Annotated in this window: 16 protein-coding genes; 14 read left to right on the forward strand and 2 right to left on the reverse strand. The window is 71.1% G+C overall.

Features of this window, described 5'->3' with window-relative positions; genetic code table 11:
* Positions 1 to 126 precede the first annotated feature (126 nt).
* The 14 genes from ABD205_RS18800 (at position 127) to bar (ending at position 17,026) form a co-directional block, all read left to right on the forward strand.
* A complete protein-coding gene (locus ABD205_RS18800; protein WP_344047481.1) occupies positions 127 to 1,491 on the forward strand; it encodes a uracil-xanthine permease family protein in 1,365 nt (454 codons plus the stop codon).
* Positions 1,488 to 2,312, forward strand: a complete 825-nt coding sequence (locus tag ABD205_RS18805; protein WP_344047483.1) for an FAD binding domain-containing protein — start codon at positions 1,488 to 1,490, stop codon at positions 2,310 to 2,312. Before ABD205_RS18800 ends, ABD205_RS18805 begins: the two co-directional genes overlap by 4 nt.
* Positions 2,309 to 2,806: a (2Fe-2S)-binding protein gene (locus ABD205_RS18810; protein ID WP_344047485.1), complete on the forward strand. Its 498-nt coding sequence runs from the start codon at positions 2,309 to 2,311 to the stop codon at positions 2,804 to 2,806. Before ABD205_RS18805 ends, ABD205_RS18810 begins: the two co-directional genes overlap by 4 nt.
* Positions 2,803 to 5,190 (forward strand): aerobic carbon-monoxide dehydrogenase large subunit, encoded by a 2,388-nt coding sequence (gene cutA / locus ABD205_RS18815; protein WP_344047487.1) that lies wholly within the window; start codon positions 2,803 to 2,805, stop codon positions 5,188 to 5,190. Before ABD205_RS18810 ends, cutA begins: the two co-directional genes overlap by 4 nt.
* Entirely contained in the window at positions 5,187 to 5,825 is a 639-nt protein-coding gene (locus ABD205_RS18820) for an SRPBCC family protein (RefSeq protein ID WP_344047489.1), read from the forward strand. Before cutA ends, ABD205_RS18820 begins: the two co-directional genes overlap by 4 nt.
* 61 nt (positions 5,826 to 5,886) lie before the next feature.
* Positions 5,887 to 6,264, forward strand: a complete 378-nt coding sequence (locus tag ABD205_RS18825) for a VOC family protein (protein ID WP_344047491.1) — start codon at positions 5,887 to 5,889, stop codon at positions 6,262 to 6,264.
* Positions 6,265 to 6,269: 5 nt separating this feature from the next.
* Positions 6,270 to 7,655 (forward strand): amidase, encoded by a 1,386-nt coding sequence (locus ABD205_RS18830; protein ID WP_344047493.1) that lies wholly within the window; start codon positions 6,270 to 6,272, stop codon positions 7,653 to 7,655.
* Between the two features lie 504 nt (positions 7,656 to 8,159).
* On the forward strand, positions 8,160 to 8,828 hold the full coding sequence (locus tag ABD205_RS18835) for a lysophospholipid acyltransferase family protein (protein WP_344047495.1): 669 nt from the start codon (positions 8,160 to 8,162) through the stop codon (positions 8,826 to 8,828).
* Between the two features lie 430 nt (positions 8,829 to 9,258).
* A complete protein-coding gene (locus ABD205_RS18840; protein ID WP_344047497.1) occupies positions 9,259 to 11,400 on the forward strand; it encodes a hydantoinase/oxoprolinase family protein in 2,142 nt (713 codons plus the stop codon).
* Complete coding sequence (locus tag ABD205_RS18845; protein ID WP_344047499.1) at positions 11,397 to 13,304, forward strand: hydantoinase B/oxoprolinase family protein; 1,908 nt, start codon at positions 11,397 to 11,399, stop codon at positions 13,302 to 13,304. The genes ABD205_RS18840 and ABD205_RS18845 overlap by 4 nt, the downstream gene beginning before the upstream one ends.
* Before the next feature lie 122 nt (positions 13,305 to 13,426).
* Positions 13,427 to 14,113 carry a hypothetical protein gene (locus ABD205_RS18850; protein ID WP_344047501.1) on the forward strand — a complete coding sequence of 229 codons (687 nt, stop codon included), beginning with the start codon at positions 13,427 to 13,429 and terminating at the stop codon, positions 14,111 to 14,113.
* A gap of 4 nt (positions 14,114 to 14,117) precedes the next feature.
* Positions 14,118 to 14,858: an SDR family oxidoreductase gene (locus tag ABD205_RS18855; RefSeq protein ID WP_344047503.1), complete on the forward strand. Its 741-nt coding sequence runs from the start codon at positions 14,118 to 14,120 to the stop codon at positions 14,856 to 14,858.
* A 123-nt stretch (positions 14,859 to 14,981) separates the two neighbouring features.
* Positions 14,982 to 15,935, forward strand: coding sequence for a carbamate kinase (locus tag ABD205_RS18860; protein WP_344047505.1), 954 nt, complete (start codon positions 14,982 to 14,984; stop codon positions 15,933 to 15,935).
* Entirely contained in the window at positions 15,935 to 17,026 is a 1,092-nt protein-coding gene (gene bar, locus ABD205_RS18865; RefSeq protein WP_344047507.1) for a barbiturase, read from the forward strand. The genes ABD205_RS18860 and bar overlap by 1 nt, the downstream gene beginning before the upstream one ends.
* Before the next feature lie 69 nt (positions 17,027 to 17,095).
* Here bar and ABD205_RS18870 read toward each other — a convergent pair whose 3' ends face one another.
* Positions 17,096 to 17,422, reverse strand: coding sequence for a TfoX/Sxy family protein (locus ABD205_RS18870; RefSeq protein WP_344047509.1), 327 nt, complete (start codon positions 17,420 to 17,422; stop codon positions 17,096 to 17,098).
* Between the two features lie 94 nt (positions 17,423 to 17,516).
* Entirely contained in the window at positions 17,517 to 18,665 is a 1,149-nt protein-coding gene (locus ABD205_RS18875) for a CaiB/BaiF CoA transferase family protein (protein WP_344047511.1), read from the reverse strand.
* Positions 18,666 to 18,710: the final 45 nt, after the last annotated feature.

Consider the following 18,710-nt stretch of genomic DNA (forward strand, 5'->3'; position numbering starts at 1 on the left):
CACAACTGATGCCACGGGATCTGGTGATCCTTCAGCAGGTGTCGCCGTCGAGTCGCCATGATCTGCCTCACTAGTTTGAGCAGGTCCGCCTCGGCCCCGCTTCGAGGCATAGAGAAGGGTGCAGCGATGTCGTCGTTGTTCACGTGGAAGGTCGTCGATCCCGCTCCCGGCGAGCCGGTCGCTCCCGATGAGCGACTGAGCTGGGGCAAGACGGCCGGGCTGGGCGCTCAGCACGTCGTCGCCATGTTCGGTGCGACGTTCGTCTTCCCGATCGTCATGGGCCTGGATCCCAACCTGGCCATCTTCTTCTCGGGTGTCTGCACGATCCTGTTCCTGCTGGTCTGCCAGAACAAGGTGCCCAGCTATCTCGGCACGAGCGCCTCGTTCGTGGCCGGTGTCGCTGCGATCCGGGCCCAGGGCGGCGACTCGGCCGACGTGACGGGGTCGATCCTCGTCTCCGGCCTCGTGCTCGCCGCCGTCGGCGTGGCGATCCACTTCGCGGGCGCCGGCTTCCTGCACAAGCTGCTGCCGCCCGCGGTCACCGGCGCGGTCGTCATGCTCATCGGCTTCAACCTGGCACCGGTCGTCGCCAGCATCTACTGGCCGCAGGACCAGTGGATCGCACTCCTGACGTCGTTGTTCCTCGTCGTCGTGGCTGTGCTGATGCCCGGCTTCTGGAGCCGGATCGCGGTGTTCCTGGCCCTGATCTTCGGCTACGTGCTGTCGTGGCTGGCCGACGTGATCTTCGGCCAGATCCACTCGATCACGGGCGCCAGCAACGGCAAGCTGATCGACCACGACCGGGTCAGCTGGGCGGGCGTCAAGGCCGCCGACTGGATCGGTTTCCCGAGCGGCAAGCTCGCCGACGGCGTCAGCGTCGTGCACGGGCCGAGCTTCAGCCTCACGTTCATCCTGCTCGTGCTGCCCGGCGTCATCGCGCTCATCGCGGAGAACACCGGTCACGTCAAGGCCGTGGCCGAGATGACCGGCCGCGACCTCGACCGCTACATGGGCCGCGCGATCGCGGCCGACGGTGGCGCGACGGCGCTGGCCAGCCTGTTCGGCGGCAGCCCGACGACGACGTACGCCGAGAACATCGGTGTCATGAGCGCGACCAAGGTCTACTCCACCGCGGCCTACTACGTGGCGGCGGCGGTCGCGATCCTGTTGGGCCTGTGCCCGAAGTTCGGCGCGATCGTCAGCGCCACCCCCGGCGGTGTCCTCGGCGGCATCACGGTGGTGCTCTACGGCATGATCGGACTGGTGGGGGCGAAGATCTGGGTCGAGAACGGTGTGGACTTCGGCAAGCCCGTCAACATCGTCGGCCTGGCGGCGGGCCTCATCGCCGGCATCGGCGGCGTGACGCTCAAGATCACCGACAACTTCTCGCTGTCCGGCATCGCGCTCGGCACGATCATGGTCCTGGTCTACTACCACCTCGTGAACCGGGGCCAGGGCACTCGAGAGGGTGAGGTGACGAAGGCCCTGTGAAGCCCGCGCCCTTCCGCTATCACCGCCCGGCCACACCCGCGGAGGCCTGGGAGACCCTGGCTGCGGAGATGCGGCTCGGGTCGGGCGCCAAGGTGCTCGCGGGGGGCCAGAGCCTCGTCCCGCTGTTGTCGATGCGACTGGCCTCGCCACCGGCGTTGGTGGACATCAACGCCGTGGCGGGGCTGGACGCGATCGAGGTGCGCGACGAGGGCGTGTACGTCGGGGCGCTCGTGCGGCACGCCGACCTGCTCGCCTCCACCGAGGCGCGCCTGGTGCAGCCCCTGCTCGCGCAGGCGCTGTTGCACGTCGCGCACCCCACCATCCGCAACCGGGGCACGTCGGTCGGGTCGCTGGTCCACGCCGACAGCGCCGCCGAGCTGCCCGCCGTGCTCGCGCTGCTGGGCGGGTCCCTCGAGGTCGGGTCGGTGCGAGGCACGCGCACCATCGGTGCGGCAGACCTCTTCGTCGGCCCCCTCGAGTCGTCCCTGGCACCCGACGAGCTGGCGGTCGGGGCGCTCTTCCCGGCGCTGCCGGTCGGCGCCGGCGTGGCGTTCGGCGAGATCGCCCGCCGGCACGGCGACTACGCGCTCTGCGGGGTCGCGGCGCTCGTCGAGGGTGACCTCGTCAAGGCGGCGTACCTCTCGGTCAGCGACGTGCCGACGGTCGTCGACCTCACCGGCGTGGCCGACGAAGACCTGGGCGAGGCCGCGCTCGAGCACCTCGACCCCGCCGGGGACATCCATGCGACGGCCGACTACCGGGCGCACCTGGTCCGGGTGCTGACGACGAAGGTCGTCCGAGAGGCGAGGGAGGCCGCATGAGCGCGGACGAGCTCCACGAGATCACGATCAACGTGAACGGCGTGGTCCACGAGCTGGAGGTGCCCGCGCGGCGGCTCCTCTCCGACGCGCTGCGACACGACCTGGGCCTGACCGGGACCCACGTCGGCTGCGAGCACGGCGTCTGCGGCGCGTGCACCGTGCTTCTCGACGGCCGGCCGGTGCGGTCGTGCCTGATGTTCGCGGTCTCGGCGCAGGGGGCGGAGGTCACCACCGTGGAGGGGCTGACCCGGCCGGACGGCTCGCTCGGTCCGGTGCAGCAGGCGTTCGCCGAGTGCCACGGCCTGCAGTGCGGCTTCTGCACGCCCGGCTTCCTGACGACCATCACCGCCGGGCTGCGCGACAACCCGAGGCCGACGCATGACGAGGCGCGCGACATGATCGCCGGCAACCTGTGCCGCTGCACCGGCTACCAGAACATCGTCAAGGCCGTCGAGCGTGCGGCAGAGCTCCAGAGCGGCCGGGAGCCCGCATGACCACCAAGCTGATGGGCCAGGGCGTCCAGCGGGTCGAGGACCAGCGCTTCCTGCGCGGCCTCGGGCGGTACGCCGACGACGTCGCCGTCTCGCCCGACACGCTGCACTGCGCCGTCCTGCGCAGCCCGCACGCCCACGCCCGCATCGTCGACATCGACGTCTCCGGCGTGCTCGACGTCGAGGGCGTGCACGCCGTCTGGACCCACGACGACCTCGAGGGGGCGATGGCCGAGCCGCTGCCGCTGCTCATCCCGCACCCCGCCCTGACCCAGGGCCGGACCCAGTTCGCGCTGGCGAAGGATCGCGTGAACTACGTCGGCGAGGCCGTGGCCTTCGTCGTCGCCGACGACCGCTACCTCGCCGAGGACGCCGTCTCCCGCATCGCGGTGACCTACGAGCCCCTGCCGGCGGTCGTCGGGATCGACGCCGCACGCGAGGCCACCCACCTCGTCCACCCGGACGTGCCCGGCAACATCGCGGCCCGTCTCGAGCAGAGCACCGGAGACGTCGAGGCGGCGATGGGGAAGGCGCCCCACACGCTCAGCCTCGACCTGACGATCGAGCGGTCCGCCTGCACGCCCCTCGAGGGGCGCGGCACCGTCGCCCGGTGGGACCCCGACACGAACCGGCTGCAGGTGTGGACCTCGACGCAGACGTCGACCGGCGTACGCGCCGCGGTGGCGGCCAAGCTCGGCCTCGACCTCGGCCAGGTCGACGTCATCACCCCCGACGTCGGCGGTGGCTTCGGCGTGAAGATCAACCACCCGTGGCCCGAGGAGCTGCTCGTCCCGCTGGCGGCGATGACGCTGCGCCGGACCGTGAAGTTCACCGAGGACCGCCGCGAGCACTTCATCTCCAGCGCCCACGAGCGGGGCCAGGTGCAGCACGTCGAGGTCGGCTTCGACGACGAGGGCCGGCTGCTGGCGCTCGACGTGGAGTTCTGGCACGACCACGGCGCCTACATCCCCTACGGCCTCATCGTCCCGATCATCACCTCGACGCAGCTCCTCGGCCCGTACAAGCCGGCGGTCTACCGCGTGGTCTTCGAGTCGCTCTACACCAACACGGTCATGGTGACGCCGTACCGCGGCGCCGGTCGTCCGCAGGGCTGCTACGCCATGGAGCGGACGATGGACGCCATCGCCGACTTCCTCGGCAAGGACCGCACCGAGGTCAGGGCGGCCAACTTCATCCAGCCCGACGAGTTCCCCTACGACCAGGGTCTGATCTTCCAGGACGGCCGGGAGCTCGAGTACGACTCCGGCGACTACCCGGCCATGCTGGAGAAGATCAAGGCGCTCGTCGGCTGGGACGAGTTCCCCGCGTTCCGCGACGAGATGGCGACCCGGGGACGGCGGGTCGGCATCGGGCTCGCCTGCTACGTCGAGGGCACCGGGGTCGGCCCTTACGAGGGCGCGCACGTCCACGTCGAGACCTCCGGCAAGGTCAAGGTCGCGACGGGTCTGACCACCCAGGGTCAGGGGCACGCGACCGTGTTCGCTCAGCTGGTCGCCGACACGCTGGGCTGCCGGTTCGAGGACGTCGAGGTGGTCACCGGGGACACCCGCCGGATGCCGTACGCCGTCGGCACGTTCGCGTCCCGCGCCGCCGTGATGTCGGGCTCGGCGATCCACCTGGCCGCGCTGCGGGCCCGCGAGAAGGTGCTGCGCATCGCCGCCGACGCGCTCGAGGCTGCCGAGGACGACCTCGAGATCGCCGACGGGGTCGTCTCGGTGAAGGGTGCCCCGGAGGAGGCTGCGTCGATCGACCTCGGCACGGTCGCGGTCCTGTCCAACCCGTTGCGCTACGCGTTCGACGAGAAGTCCCGGATCGCCACCCAGTTCACCGTCGGCGACCCGGGCAAGCCGCCGGTCGCCGAGGACGACGAGCCGGGCCTGGAGGGCAAGGACTTCTACTCGCCCGAGCGGGCCACCTTCGCCTCCGGCATGCACGCCGTCATCGTGGAGACAGACCCGGACACCGCCGAGATCCGGATCCTCAAGTACGCCGTCGTCCACGACTGCGGCAACCTGATCAACCCGATGATCGTGGAGGGTCAGATCCACGGCGGTGTCGCGCAGGGCATCGGCGGTGCGCTCTACGAGCGGATGGCCTACGACGACTCCGGGCAGCTGCTCAACGCGTCCTTCATGGACTTCCTGATGCCGTACGTGACCGAGGTGCCCGACGGCATCGACATCGACCACCTCGAGACGCCGTCGCCCCTCAACCCGCTCGGTATCAAGGGCGCCGGCGAGGCGGGCGTGATCCCGTCGGCCGCCGTCTTCGCCTCCGCCATCTCCGACGCCGAGGGCTTCGCGCTCACCGCGATGCCGATCTCGCCCTCGGAGCTGTTCACCCTACGGATGGAGCACTCACTGTGAAGATCTCCGGCTCGGTCACCGTGCCGCACCCCGTCGACGTGGTCTGGGACGCGATCCTGGACCCCGCCGTGCTCGTCAGGACGATCCCCGGGTGCTCGCGGCTCGAGACCGTCGACGAGAACTCCTACGCGATGACGGTCTCGGCCGGCGTGGCCGCCATCAAGGGCACGTACGACGGCACTGCCGTCCTCTCCGACCTCGACCCGGGTAGGTCGCTGGTGATGCGACTGACCGGCGCCGGTGCGCCCGGCACGATCGACGCGACCGTCCAGGTCGCCTTCGCGCCCTCCGACGGCGGCACGGCCGTGTCCTACGACGCCGACGCCGTCGTGGGCGGCATGGTCGGCGGGGTCGGCCAGCGGATGCTCACCAGCGTCTCGAAGCGGATGGCCGGCGACTTCTTCACCCGCGTCGGCGACGCGATCAGCGCGCCGGGTCTCGATACGCCCTCGCCCAGCGGCTCGGGCTACTCGACCAGCGCAGGGCTCGAGACCCGTATCGGGACCGGAGCCGTCTTCACGCCGCCCACGAGGCGGGCCGGCGACCACGACGACTTCGTCAAGGGCATCGCCGTCGGCGCCGGGCTGGTGCTGCTCGGCGTCGTCGTGGGCAGGTGGGTCGGCCGGGGCCGTTGACCTCCGGGGTCGCGCGGAGAAGGCTTCGAGGATCGATCACCGCACCGTGAGGAGAGAGCAGATGGCAGGCAGGGTCGTTCACTTCGAGCTCCCGTACGAGGACGCCGACCGCGCGGGGAAGTTCTACACCGACCTGTTCGGCTGGCAGCTGATGCCGATGCCGGACATGGACTACACGATCGTCATGACCGGGCCGACCGACCAGGAGAGCGGACCGACCGAGTCCGGCTTCATCAACGGCGGGATGTTCAACCGGAGCGACCCGGGTCGCGGCACCAACGTCGTGATCGACGTCGACGACATCGAGGCGACCCTCGCCGCGGTCGAGCAGGCCGGCGGCAAGACGCAGATGGCGAAGCAAGCGGTCGGCGACATGGGCTTCACCGCCTACTTCACCGACACCGAGGGCAACATCGTGGGCCTGTGGCAGAACGCCTAGGAGACATGGACACCTTCACCACCGCGCGGGAGATGGCGGGCGCGCTCCGCGCCCGCCGGATCTCGGCCCGGGAGCTGCTGGAGCTGCACCTCGCCCGGATCGACGAGCGCAATCCGCAGCTCAACGCCGTCGTCTCCCTCGACCCCGAGCGGGCACGGGCGGGCGCCGCGGCCGCGGACCAGCACCTCGCGTCGGGGCGCCCGGTGGGGCCGCTGCACGGGCTCCCGTTCGCGTTCAAGGACACCCATGCGGTCGCGGGGTGGCGGACGACGTACGGCTCGCCGCTGTTCTCCGACTTCGTCCCCGCGGCCGACGAGCTCATCGTCGAGCGCATCCGCCGCGCCGGGGTGGTGACGATCGGGCGGACGAACGTGCCGGAGTTCGCTGCCGGCTCGCACACCTTCAACACGATCTTCGGGACGACCCTCAACCCGGTCGACCCGACCCGCTCGGCCGGTGGGTCGAGCGGGGGAGCGGCGGCCGCGCTCGCCTCGGGGATGGTGCCGCTCGCCGACGGCTCCGACATGGGCGGGTCGCTGCGCAACCCGGCGTCGTTCTGTGGCGTGGTGGGGCTGCGGCCCTCGTTCGGGCGTGTGCCCGAGTGGCCCAAGCCGAACCAGTGGGAGACCACCTCGACCGGTGGCCCGATGGCGCGCAACGTCGGCGACCTGGCCCTGCTCCTCTCCGTCATCGCGGGCCCCGACCCGCGCGCTCCGCTGGCACTCGGCGACCCGGGCGCCTCGTTCGCGCCGCCACTCTCCGGATCGCTGCGCGGGCTGCGCGTCGCCTGGTCGGCCGACCTCGGGGGTGCCTTCGAGGTCGACGCCTCGGTGGCCGGTGTCGTCGAGCAGGCGGGGCGCCTGTTCGCCCGGTCGGGGGCGGCGGTGTTCTCCGCGTGGCCGGACCTCTCGGTCGCCGACGACACGTTCCGGACGCTGCGTGCGTGGCACTTCCAGGCGTCGTACGGCGCTCTGCTCGCCCGCCATCCCGACGCGTTCAAGCAGTCGCTGGCCGACAACATCCGGGCCGGCGAGTCGCTCAGCGGCGCCGACGTCGCCCGTGCCTACGCGCAGCGAACCGCGCTGGCGGAGACGATGCGGCTCTTCTTCCAGTCCTACGACGTCCTCGTCCTGCCCGTCTCCCAGGTGCCGCCGTTCCCGGCCGACCAGGAGTTCCCGGCGGCGATCAACGGCAGGCCGATGGCGACCTACCTCGACTGGATGAGGTCGGCGTACTTCATCACCGTGACGGGCTGTCCGGCCATCTCGGTGCCGGCGGGCAGCACTCCGGACGGGCTGCCGGTCGGGGTCCAGATCGTGGCCCCGCACGGCGCCGACCGACGGCTGCTCGAGGTCGCCGCGGCGTTCGAGGAGTCACGCGGTCCGGTCTAGACCGCTCGTGCACAGGCCGCTCCGTAGCCGGTGGAAACACGGTGGATAACGAGCGCGTTCGGTGGATAACCGACGCCGACCTGTGCATGCGGCTGTGGAATCGAAGGAATGTTCGCCAACCCCTTGTGAGCCGGGTCACCGTGGGCGTAGAACTTCTCTCACGCCGACCGAGGCCCGACGGGAAACCGGAGGATCGAGGAGAGCGGGACAGCTCGGAGACGAGGGTCTGAACGCCGGAGACGGAGCCGCAAGGCGACGAGGAAGGCGCAGCCGCTGGGTGACGCAGCGCTGGGACCGGGATCGAGGGGCTGCCGACCGAGAGTGTCACCGGTATCGGTCGAAACCGAAGGGCCCTTGTGACTCATACTCACGAGGGCCCTTCACCTATTGGAGCAGGCTCCGGTGGCCGGAGCGCGGCGGCACGCCGAACGGACACGTGCCGATGTCTGCCGAACAGGTCACAACGGTTTCCGCAACCGACCGGTAACCAGCAAGATCGCCACCATGTTCTACGACGTGGTCCACCGGGTCATCCCGCCGTTGCTCAGGGCCGTGTGGCGGCCCGACGTGCAGGGCCTCGAGAACGTTCCGAAGACCGGCGGGGTCATCCTGGCGAGCAACCACCTCAGCTTCGTGGACTCAGTCGTCATCCCCTCCGTCGCACCGCGGACGGTGGTCTTCCTCGCGAAGTCGGACTACTTCACCGGCACGGGTCTCTCGGGTGCGGTCCAGCGGGCCTGGTTCGAGGCGCTCGGCATGCTCCCGGTCGACCGCGACGACACCAAGTCGGCGCTGGAGAGCCTCGACGTCGCGCTGGACGTGCTCCGCCGGGGCGAGGCGTTCGGGATCTACCCCGAGGGCACCCGCAGCCGTGACGGGCGGCTCTACCGCGGCCGCACCGGCGCCGCCCACCTTGCGCTGACCGCCGGCGTCCCGATCGTCCCCGTCGGTCTGCGCGGCACGGAGCGGATCCAGCCGATCGGCTCGAACATCCCCCGCCTCGTCAAGGTCCACGTGGTGTTCGGCGAGCCGATCGACCCCCGAGGTCGCTACGACGGCATGCCGCTCGGCAAGGCCCGGCGGCTGCTGACCGACGAGGTCATGGCGGCCATCCAGGCGCTCACCGGCCAGGAGGAGGCGGGCGTCTACAACGAGCGCCCGAGCGAGGCCTGAAGAGCGTCATGCGGTTCGTCGGTGGTCGCCGCCGCCGCAGCCGCAAAGTGTCACGGTGACAGTTGGGGTGCCGCCGCAAAGTGTCACGGTGACAGTTTGGGGGGTGGGTGACAGTTACGAACTGTCACCCGCAGCGCAAAGTGTCACGGTGACAGTTGGGTGCCGCCGCAAAGTGTCACGGTGACAGTTTGGGGGGTGGGTGACAGTTCCGAACTGTCACCCACAGCGCGATGTGTCACGGTGACAGTTGGGTGCCGCCGCAAAGTGTCACGGTGACAGTTTGGGGGGTGGGTGACAGTTACGAACTGTCACCCGCAGCGCAAAGTGTCACGGTGACAGTTCGGTCAGGCGACATATGACAACGAAACGCCGCTTCGTCGGCAGATCGTGCCGTCGCCCGGAGCCGTCGTACGACGGAAGGATCTGCGGCATGCGACCGCCCCGCAGCATCAGGATCGGGATCGACACCGGCGGCACCTTCACCGACGTCGTGGTGTTCGACGAGACGAACGGCGAGGTGGTCACCACCAAGACGCCGAGCACGCCGCACGACCCGGCGGAGGGCTTCCTCGCCGGCGTCGAGAAGGGCCTCGGGCTGATCGGCCTCGGTCCGGAGGACGGCGAGGCGATCGCGGCCATCTCGCACGGCACCACCGTGGCGACCAACCAGCTGCTCGAGGGCAAGGTCGACCGGCTCGGCTTCATCACGAACGCCGGCTACGAGGCGATGCTGGAGATCGCTCGGCAGTCGGTGCCCGACGGCTACGGCAACTCCTACTTCTGGGTGAAGCCCGACCGGATCGTGCCGCGCCACCTCGTCAAGGGCGTCGAGGGCCGGATGGACTTCGAGGGCAACGAGGTGCGTCCCTTCGACGAGCAGGGCGCGCGCGACGTCGCCCGGTGGTTCCGGGCGCAGGGCATCAACACGCTCGGCGTCAGCTTCCTGCACGCCTACGCCAACTCGGCGCACGAGGAGCGGATGCGCCAGGTGCTCGCCGAGGATCACCCCGACGCCGTCGTCAGCATCTCGAGCGAGGTGCTGCGCGAGTACCGCGAGTACGAGCGCTCCATGACCACCCTGGTCGACGCCGCCGTCAAGCCGCGGCTGCGCTCCTACGTCGGCAACATCCAGACCAGGCTCGCCGGGCTCAGCGACGGGCTCAGTGACGGACAGGGCGACCGGCAGGGCGCGCCGCCGTTCTACGTCATGAAGTCCAACGGAGGCGTGCTCTCGGCCGACGAGGTCGTCCACCAGCCGATCACCACGGTCCTGTCCGGCCCGGCGGCCGGCGCGCTCGGCGCCGCGCTGATCGCCAAGGTCGCCGGCTTCGACCGCGTGCTGACCTCGGACGGGGGCGGCACCTCGACCGACGTCTCGGTCGTCATCGACGGCGAGCCGACGCTGACGACCGAGGGCAGCGTCGGGGCGTTCCCGTCCAAGATCCCGATGATCGACGTCGTCACGGTCGGCGCCGGTGGCGGCTCGATCGCCTGGCTCTCGCCCGAGGGCAGCCTGAAGGTCGGCCCGCAGTCGGCCGGCGCCGCGCCGGGCCCCATCTGCTACGGCCAGGGCGGCGCCGAGGTCACCGTGACCGACGCGCACGTCGTGCTCGGCCGCATCCCTCCCCACCTCCTCGGCGGCGAGATCCCGCTCGACGTCCCGGCCGCCCGGGCCGGCCTGGAGGCGCTCGCCGAGAGACTCGGCATGAGTCCTGAGGCATGCGCGACCGGGATCCTCGAGATCTCGGCGTGGAACCAGGCCAACGCGTTGCGTCAGGTCACGGTGAAGCGGGGACTCGACGTCCGCGACTTCACGCTCGTCACGTTCGGCGGCTCCGGCTCGCTGCTGCTGTGCCGGCTGATGGACGTGCTCGGCATCCCGACCGTCCTGGTCCCGCCGAACCCGGGCAACGTCAGCGCCTTCGGGCTGCTCACCGTCGACGTCAAGAACGACTACGTGCAGACGCACGTCTCGCTCGCCTCCGTGCTCGACGCCGACGCGGTCGGCCGGACCTACGACGACCTCACGTCCCGGGCCTCGGTGGCCCTCAGCGGGGAGGGGTTCGCGGCCGAGCAGCACCAGTTCGTGCGCACGGCGGACCTGCGCTACTTCGGGCAGGCGTTCGAGGTCCGGGTGCCGGTCCCCGACGGCCCGGTCACGGTCGACACGCTGGACGTCGTCGCTGGTCGCTTCCACGCCGAGCACCGGTCGACGTACGGCTATGACTTCAGCACCGACCCCACCCAGCAGGTCGAGTGGGTCAACCTCCGCGTCACGGGGATCGGGCCGATCCAGCGGCCCGAGATCAAGCGGGCCGACGCGTCGGGAGCCACCACGACCGCCGGCGAGGACGCGTACCGGCCCGTGTGCTTCGACGCCGCCGAGAAGTACGTCGACACGCCGGTCGTGCGGCGCAGCGACCTCGCTCCCGGCGCACGCGTCGAGGGCCCCGCCATCATCGAGGAGTTCGGGTCGACCGTGCCGATCCACCCCGGCTTCACGGCGACCGTGGACGCCTACCTCAACCTCATCGTGACCCGCGCGCACTCAGAAGACGGAGGCGGAGCATGAGCCGTCGCGTTCCCACCCAGTTCCCGTTCGGCCATCTCACCGACGACGCCGGCGCGAGCGCCGACCCGGTCCTCGTCGAGATCGTCCAGGGCAGCCTGGCCGCCGTCGAGCAGGAGGTCGAGACGGCCATCGCGCGGACCAGCCGCAGCCCGATGATCCGCGACGCGCACGACTTCCGCGCCGGCATCCACGACCGGCTGCTGCGCAAGCTCACCGGCCGCTCGTACAGCGCGCTCGTCCACCCGGTCGCCCGCGACTTCCCGATCGAGCAGATGCGGCCCGGCGACGTCTTCTTCCACAACGACGTCTACCGCTCCGAGGGCGGCATCGGGCACCTCCCCGACCTGTGCGTGACCGTCCCGGTGTTCGCGGACGGGCGGGTCGTCGGGTTCGTCCAGGCGTTCGGCCACCACGACGACATCGGCGGAGCGGTGCCCGGCTCGATGCCGAGCGCCGCGACCAGCGTCTTCGAGGAAGGGCTCATGGTGCCCCCGATCAAGCTGTGGAGCGAGGGCGTCCCGAACCGCTCCGCGCTCGCGATCATGACCCGCAACTCCCGGATGCCCGAGTCGCTCGCGGCCGACCTCGACGCCGAGTGCAGCGCCTGCCTGATGGGCGCTCGCCGGCTCGGCGAGCTCTTCGAGCGGTACGGCGTCGGTGCGGTCGAGAGCGCCTTCGACGCGATCATCAGCCGGACCACGGAGACCTACCGCCGCGAGATCCTCGCCAAGATCCCGGTCGGCACCTGGACGTGGGAGGACTACGCCGAGCACGACGGCGTCGACGAGCCGATGCTGCACACCCAGCGGATCACGCTCACCCGCACCGCGCCCGAGGACCCCGAGGGCGAGCGGATCATCCTCGACTTCGACGGGACCGGTCCGCAGGCGAAGGGGCCGATCAACCACTGCGGCGACTACAGCGACGGCGTCTTCCTCAAGAAGTGGCTGGCGCCGATCCTCCGCAACCTCGCCGACACCCCCGAGCGGATGGCCGAGCTCGACGTCAACGAGGGCATCGTGCCCCTCATCGAGATGCGGTTCCCCGAGCCCGGCACCCTGCTGACGCCGGTCTTCCCGGCCCCGACCAACGCGCGCACCTTCGTCATCCTGCGGCTGCTCGGCGTGCTCGCCGGGGTGGTCGCCAAGGCGGTCGACGGGCGGATGCCGGCCGACCAGGAGACGATCCGCTACACCGGCGTCTACGGCGAGGACCGCGACGGGCGGCCCTACCTGATGCGCGAGGTGCTCGGCGGTGGGGCCGGCGGGCGGCCGCACGGCGACGGCGAGGACACGATCCACGTCGTGCCCGACTCGCGGAACCTGCCCACCGAGTTCACGGAGGCGCGCTTCCCGTTCCGGGTCGAGTCGCTCTCGCTCGCCGTGGACAGCGGGGGAGCGGGCAAGCACCGCGGCGGACTGGGCTACGAGAAGCACATCCGGATGCTCAAGGACGCTCACTTCATGTCGATCGCGGACCGCTCGATCCTGGCGTGCTGGGGAGTGGCGGGCGGCAAGGCGGGCAGGCCGTTCGAGGTGACCATCGACCCCGGCGGGCCGGACGAGCGGGAGATCGACGCGCTCGCCGACGCGGCGCCGGTCAAGGCCGGCGAGGTGATCCGGATCCGCACCACCGGCGGTGGCGGTTGGGGCGACCCGCTCGAGCGCGATCCGGCCCTCGTGGTGCGGGACGTGCTCTGGCGCAAGGTCTCACCGCAGGCGGCGTACGACGACTACGCGGTCGTGCTCACGGGCGAGGGCGACGGGCTGGGCTTCGATGCCGGCGCGACCGCCGCCGAGCGGGCCACTCGCACGCGGGTCGACGACGTGTTCTTCGACCGCGGACCCGGCTACGCGCGCCTCGCCGGCGGGCCGGCGTACGCCGAGGTCGACCTGCGCGGCTGACCCCGCCGAGTGCGCCGTGGGATGACTCCGTCGGATGACTCCGTCCGGTGAACCGCGCGCCTTGTGATCTCGTGAACAGGAAGGCACTGTTGGAAGAGATCGACATCATCGAGGTGGCGCCCATGAGCACCAAGACGGCCTGCTTGACCGACTACGTCCGATCGACACACGACGACCTGGCCGCGCGTCTCGCGACGGCTCGTCAGATGCACGGGACGCGCGACGACCCGCGACTCGAGCGGCACCGCATCGACGACTTCCTCGGGTCCACCAGCAAGCACCTGCACGCGCTCGACGACGTGCTGCTGCCGGCGTACGCGAAGCTGCCGGACGGGCGGACCCTGTCCCACGAGTACACCGCGTCGGTGAAGCGACTCGAGGTGCTGCTCTTCCACGTCAACGCCCATGAGTACGGCTCCTCGATCGAGGGCAGCTACTCCTGGCCGACGCTGTGGGCGGAGGTCGACGACGCGCTCGCCGACCAGCGCCAGCACGAGGAGGAGCTCGCGAACGCTCTCACCGACAGCCTCGACGACGACCGCCTCGAGGCGATCACCGAGCGCATCCGCCGCGTCGAGCCGGAGGAGCCGAGCCGGCCGCACCCGCACCAGCCGCACGGGGGCGTCTGGGGCAGGGTCTCGCGTCGGATGATGCGCACGACGGACGCGTTCTGGGACGCCGCGCAGGGCAGGATCGTGCCCGAGCCGGAGCGGGCGCCGAAGAAGAAGCCGGGCCTGCTGGGGCAGTACTTCCTGGCGAGCCCGCGGTTCGCCCCGGAGGCGGAGCAGGACGACGACCGGCCAGAATGAGGCCGTGCACGAACTGAGAACGCTCGTCACCGGGGGGACCCGGGGCATCGGAGCGGCGATCGCCCGCCGACTCGCCGCGGCTGGACACGACCTGGTGCTGGGCTACCGCGCCGACCGGGAGGCCGCGGAGGCGACGGCGGCCGAGATCCGCGCTCTCGGGGTCGGGTGCGACCCGGTCGCCGCCGACCTCGCCGACCCGGCCGGGGTCGACGCACTCTTCGCGGCGGCGGGCCGACCGCTCACCGGAGTCGTCAACAACGCCGGCTGGGCGGGCCCGCTGGGCCCGCTCGCGGACACCGACCCGGACGTCGTGCGCCGCGTCGTCGAGGTCAACCTGGTCGCCCCGCTGCTCGTCGCCCGGGCAGCGGTGCGGGCGCTGGGCCGCTCGTACGGCGGACAGGGCGGCGTCATCGTCAACCTCAGCTCAGGGGCCGCGACGATCGGATCGCCCGGGGAGTACGTCCACTACGCCGCCGCCAAGGCGGGCGTGGACACGCTGACGCTCGGCCTAGGGAAGGAGGTCGGTCCTGACGGCGTGCGCGTCGTCGGGGTCGCCCCCGGCGCGATCCGGACGCGGATGCACGCGGACTCCGGCGACGCCGGACGGCTCGAGCGGATCGGTGGCGCCGTGCCGCTCGGCCGGCCGGCGGAACCCGACGAGATCGCGGCCACGGTCGCCTGGCTGATGGGTCCCGAGGCGTCGTACGTCACGGCGACGACGGTGCGGGTGGCCGGCGGCCGCTGACGTCATACGAACCGGCTCCCCGCACGGCCACTACGTATGACGTCTCGGGCCCGCCGTTGGCAACACCTGCCCATGCCGCAGCACCGGCCGCGCCCCTAGCGTTCTGTCCATGAGGGTCCTCCCATGAGAGTGCTCTGCGCACTCGGCGGCAACGCTCTGAGCAGCCCCGACGGGCGCGCCCGGCCGGAGGACCAGATCGCCGCCGCCGCCCGAGCCGCCGCCGGGCTCGCCGACCTCGTCGCGGCCGGCCACGAGGTCGTCGTCACGCACGGCAACGGGCCCCAGGTCGGCAACCTGCTCGTGAAGAACGAGCTCGCCGCCGCCGTGGTCCCGCCCGTCCCGCTGGACTGGTGCGTCGCGCAGACGCAGGCGACCATCGGCGTCCTGCTCTCCAACGCTCTCGAGCACGAGCTGCACGTCCGTGGCGCCCACCGCCCGGTCGCCGCCCTCGTGACGCGCACGCTGGTGCAGGTCGACGACCCGGGCATGCTCGAGCCGTCGAAGCCGATCGGTCGCTACCTTCCACGCGACGAGGCGCAGGTCCTCATCGACCACGGCGAGGTCTGGCGCGACTTCGGCGCCAAGGGATGGCGCCGTGTCGTGGCGAGCCCGCAGCCGCAGCAGATCATCGACGTCCCGGCGGTCCGCGCCCTGGCGGACAGCGGGTACGTCGTCATCGCCGGCGGTGGCGGAGGCGTGCCGGTCGTCGCCGACCCGGAGGACGGCGTGCTGCACGGCGTCGAGGCCGTGATCGACAAGGACCTCGCCGCCGCCGTGCTCGCCGAGGCGGTCGCGGCCGACGTACTCGTCATCGCGACCGACGTGCCGCAGGTCCTGCTCGGCTACGGCACGCCCTCGGAGCGCGCGCTGGGGCACGTGACGCTCGGAGAGCTGCAGGCCCACGCCGACGCCGGGGAGTTCGGTGCCGGGTCGATGGGTCCCAAGGTCGAGGCCGCGATGCGCTTCGTCAGGCAGACGGGGCGCCGGGCGTCGATCTGCGCGCTCGACGACATCGTTCCCGCCCTCGCCGGCACCGCCGGCACACTCGTCAAGCCAGATCTGGAAAGGATCAACTGATGCCCGCGATCGAAGTTCGCAAGGTGCCGCTGCACCACGTCTCCGACGCCTCGGAGCTGGTGAAGCTCATCGACGACGGCGTGTTCGCCGCCGACCGTGTCATCGCCGTGGTCGGCAAGACGGAGGGCAACGGTGGCGTCAACGACTACACCCGCATCCTCGCCGACCGTGCGTTCCGCGAGGCCCTCGTCTCCCGTGGCGCCGACCCCGAGGCCGTGAAGGAGGTCCCGATCGTGTGGTCGGGCGGCACCGACGGTGTCATCAGCCCCCATGCGACGATCTTCGCGACCGTCGACGCGGAGCCGAGCGACGACCTGCGGTTGACCGTGGGCTACGCGATGAGCGAGGAGCTGCTTCCCGAGGACATCGGCCGGGTGGCCATGGTCGAGAAGGTCGCCGCCGCGGTCAAGGTGGCGATGGAGCGGGCCGGGATCACGGACACCGCAGACGTGCACTACGTGCAGACCAAGACGCCCTTGCTCGTGCTCAAGACCATCGCCGACGCGCACGCTCGGGGGAAGACGGTCTTCACCGAGGACACGCTGCACTCGATGGACGTCTCCAACGGTGGGACGGCGCTCGGCATCGCCGTCGCGCTCGGTGAGATCGAGATGCCGACAGACGACGAGATCATGCGCGACCGGTCGCTCTTCTCAGCGGTCGCCTCGTGCTCGTCCGGCGTCGAGCTGGACCGTGCCCAGGTGGTCGTCGTCGGCAACGCGCGCGGGGTCGGAGGGCGCTACCGGATCGGCCACTCCGTGATGGACGACGCTCTTGACGCCGACGGCATCTGGGACGCGATCCGCTCCGCCGGTCTCGACCTGCCCGAGCGGCCGCACACCTCCGACCTGGACGGCCGGCTGGTCAACGTGTTCCTCAAGTGCGAGGCCTCGCAGGACGGACACGTCCGCGGCCGTCGCAACGCGATGCTGGACGACTCCGACGTGCACTGGCACCGTCAGATCAAGGCCGCCGTGGGCGGCGTGACGGCGGCGGTCACGGGCGACCCGGCGGTGTTCGTGTCCGTCTCCGCGGCGCACCAGGGTCCCGAGGGCGGCGGCCCGGTCGCTGCGATCGTCGACCTGGGCTGATCCGTCGTCCGGACGTCATACGGGTCGGCTGCTCTGGCGACCACCCCGTATGACGTCCGGACGGGTTCCCTACTTCTTCGGGGGCTTCGGGGGCTTCGCCTGTGCCTCGGCGACCGCGGGCGCGACCCATGCGGCCAGCGTGTCGTCGGTCGCGACGGCCGGACCGGGCACGCGCATGAAGCCCTTCATGACCCGCTCGCCCATCATCATCTGCTCGGCGCCCCGGGCAGTCGCCTCGTCAGGGTCGTCGACGCGGAGCAGCAGGCCGTCGCCGGACAGGCCGACCGCCATGTGGGTGTTCACCATGAACGCCAGACCCCCGAACATCTTCATCTCCGGTGTGCCTGGCGGGACGAGCTCCCGTACGCGGGCAGCCAGCTCCTCGTCGTACGCCATGGACACATGATGGCACTCGGACGTCATACGACCTGGCGGCTCCGGCGACCACACCGTATGACGTCCGGAGCGGTGGATGATGTCCGGGCGCGGGTCAGCCAAACTCCGCCCTGATCGCGTCCGAGTGCTCGCCGAGCAGCGGGGGAGCCGCGTGGACGGGCCGGCCGCCGGAGTAGGTGTTGTCGTCGAAGCGCAACGGCGAGCCGGGCAGCTCGATCTCGCCGAGCGTCGGGTGCTCGACGCTCAGCACGAGCCCCTGCGAGCGGGTCTGCTCCCAGTTGTAGACGTCGTCGAGCGAGCGGACCTTGCCGGCCGGCACTCCGGCGGCGTCCAGGAGCGCGAGCCAGTGCTCGGCCGGGTCGTTCGCGAAGTGCGCCTCCAGCCGTTCGACGAGTGCGGTGCGGTTCGCCACCCGCTCCCGATTGGTCGCCAGTCCTGCCTCCGCCGGGTCCCAGCCGAACGCGCCGCACAGCGCCTGCCACAGCGACTCCGAGCCGCAAGCGATCTGGATCGGTGCCGTCGCGGTCGCGAACATGCCGTACGGCGCGATCGAGGGGTGGTGGTCCCCGGCCAGCCCCGGCACCTCGTGGGCGACGGTCCATCGCGTCCCCTGGAACGCGTGGAAGCCGACCATGCTCGCCAGCAGCGACGTCCGGACGACCTTGCCGCGGCCGGTCGCGGCGCGCTCGTGGAGCGCGGCGAGCACGCCCACGACGCCGTTGACCCCGGCCACCAGGTCGCCGATCGGGACGCCGACCTTCGTGGGGACCGAGACGCCGGTCAGCGACATGATGCCCGCCTCGCCCTGCGCGATCTGGTCGTAGCCGGCGCGGGACGCCTCGGGCCCGTCGTGGCCGAACCCGGTGATGGACAGGATGATGAGGCGGGGGTTCAGCTCGTGCAGACGAGCCGCGGAGAAGCCGAGCCGATCCAGCACGCCGGGTCGGAAGTTCTCCATCAGGACGTCCGCACGCTCGACCATCCGCTCCAGCAGCTTGGCGTCGTCGGGCGCCTTGAGGTCGAGGACGACCGACTCCTTGTTGCGGTTCGCCGACAGGAAGTACGTCGACGTCCGCTCCGCATCGTCCATGAACGGCGGTCCCCAGGACCGGGCGTCGTCGCCCGCGGGCGACTCGATCTTGACGACCCGGGCGCCGAGGTCGCCGAGTGTCATCGCGGCGTGGGGCCCGGCGAGGGCGCGGGTCAGGTCGAGCACGAGCAGATCAGCAAGAGGACCGGTCATGGCGGTCAGCCTCACACCGTCTCCCGCGACACGGAATGGCAGGTC

Source organism: Nocardioides panacihumi (genome assembly GCF_039530925.1).
GTDB lineage: Bacteria > Actinomycetota > Actinomycetes > Propionibacteriales > Nocardioidaceae > Nocardioides > Nocardioides panacihumi.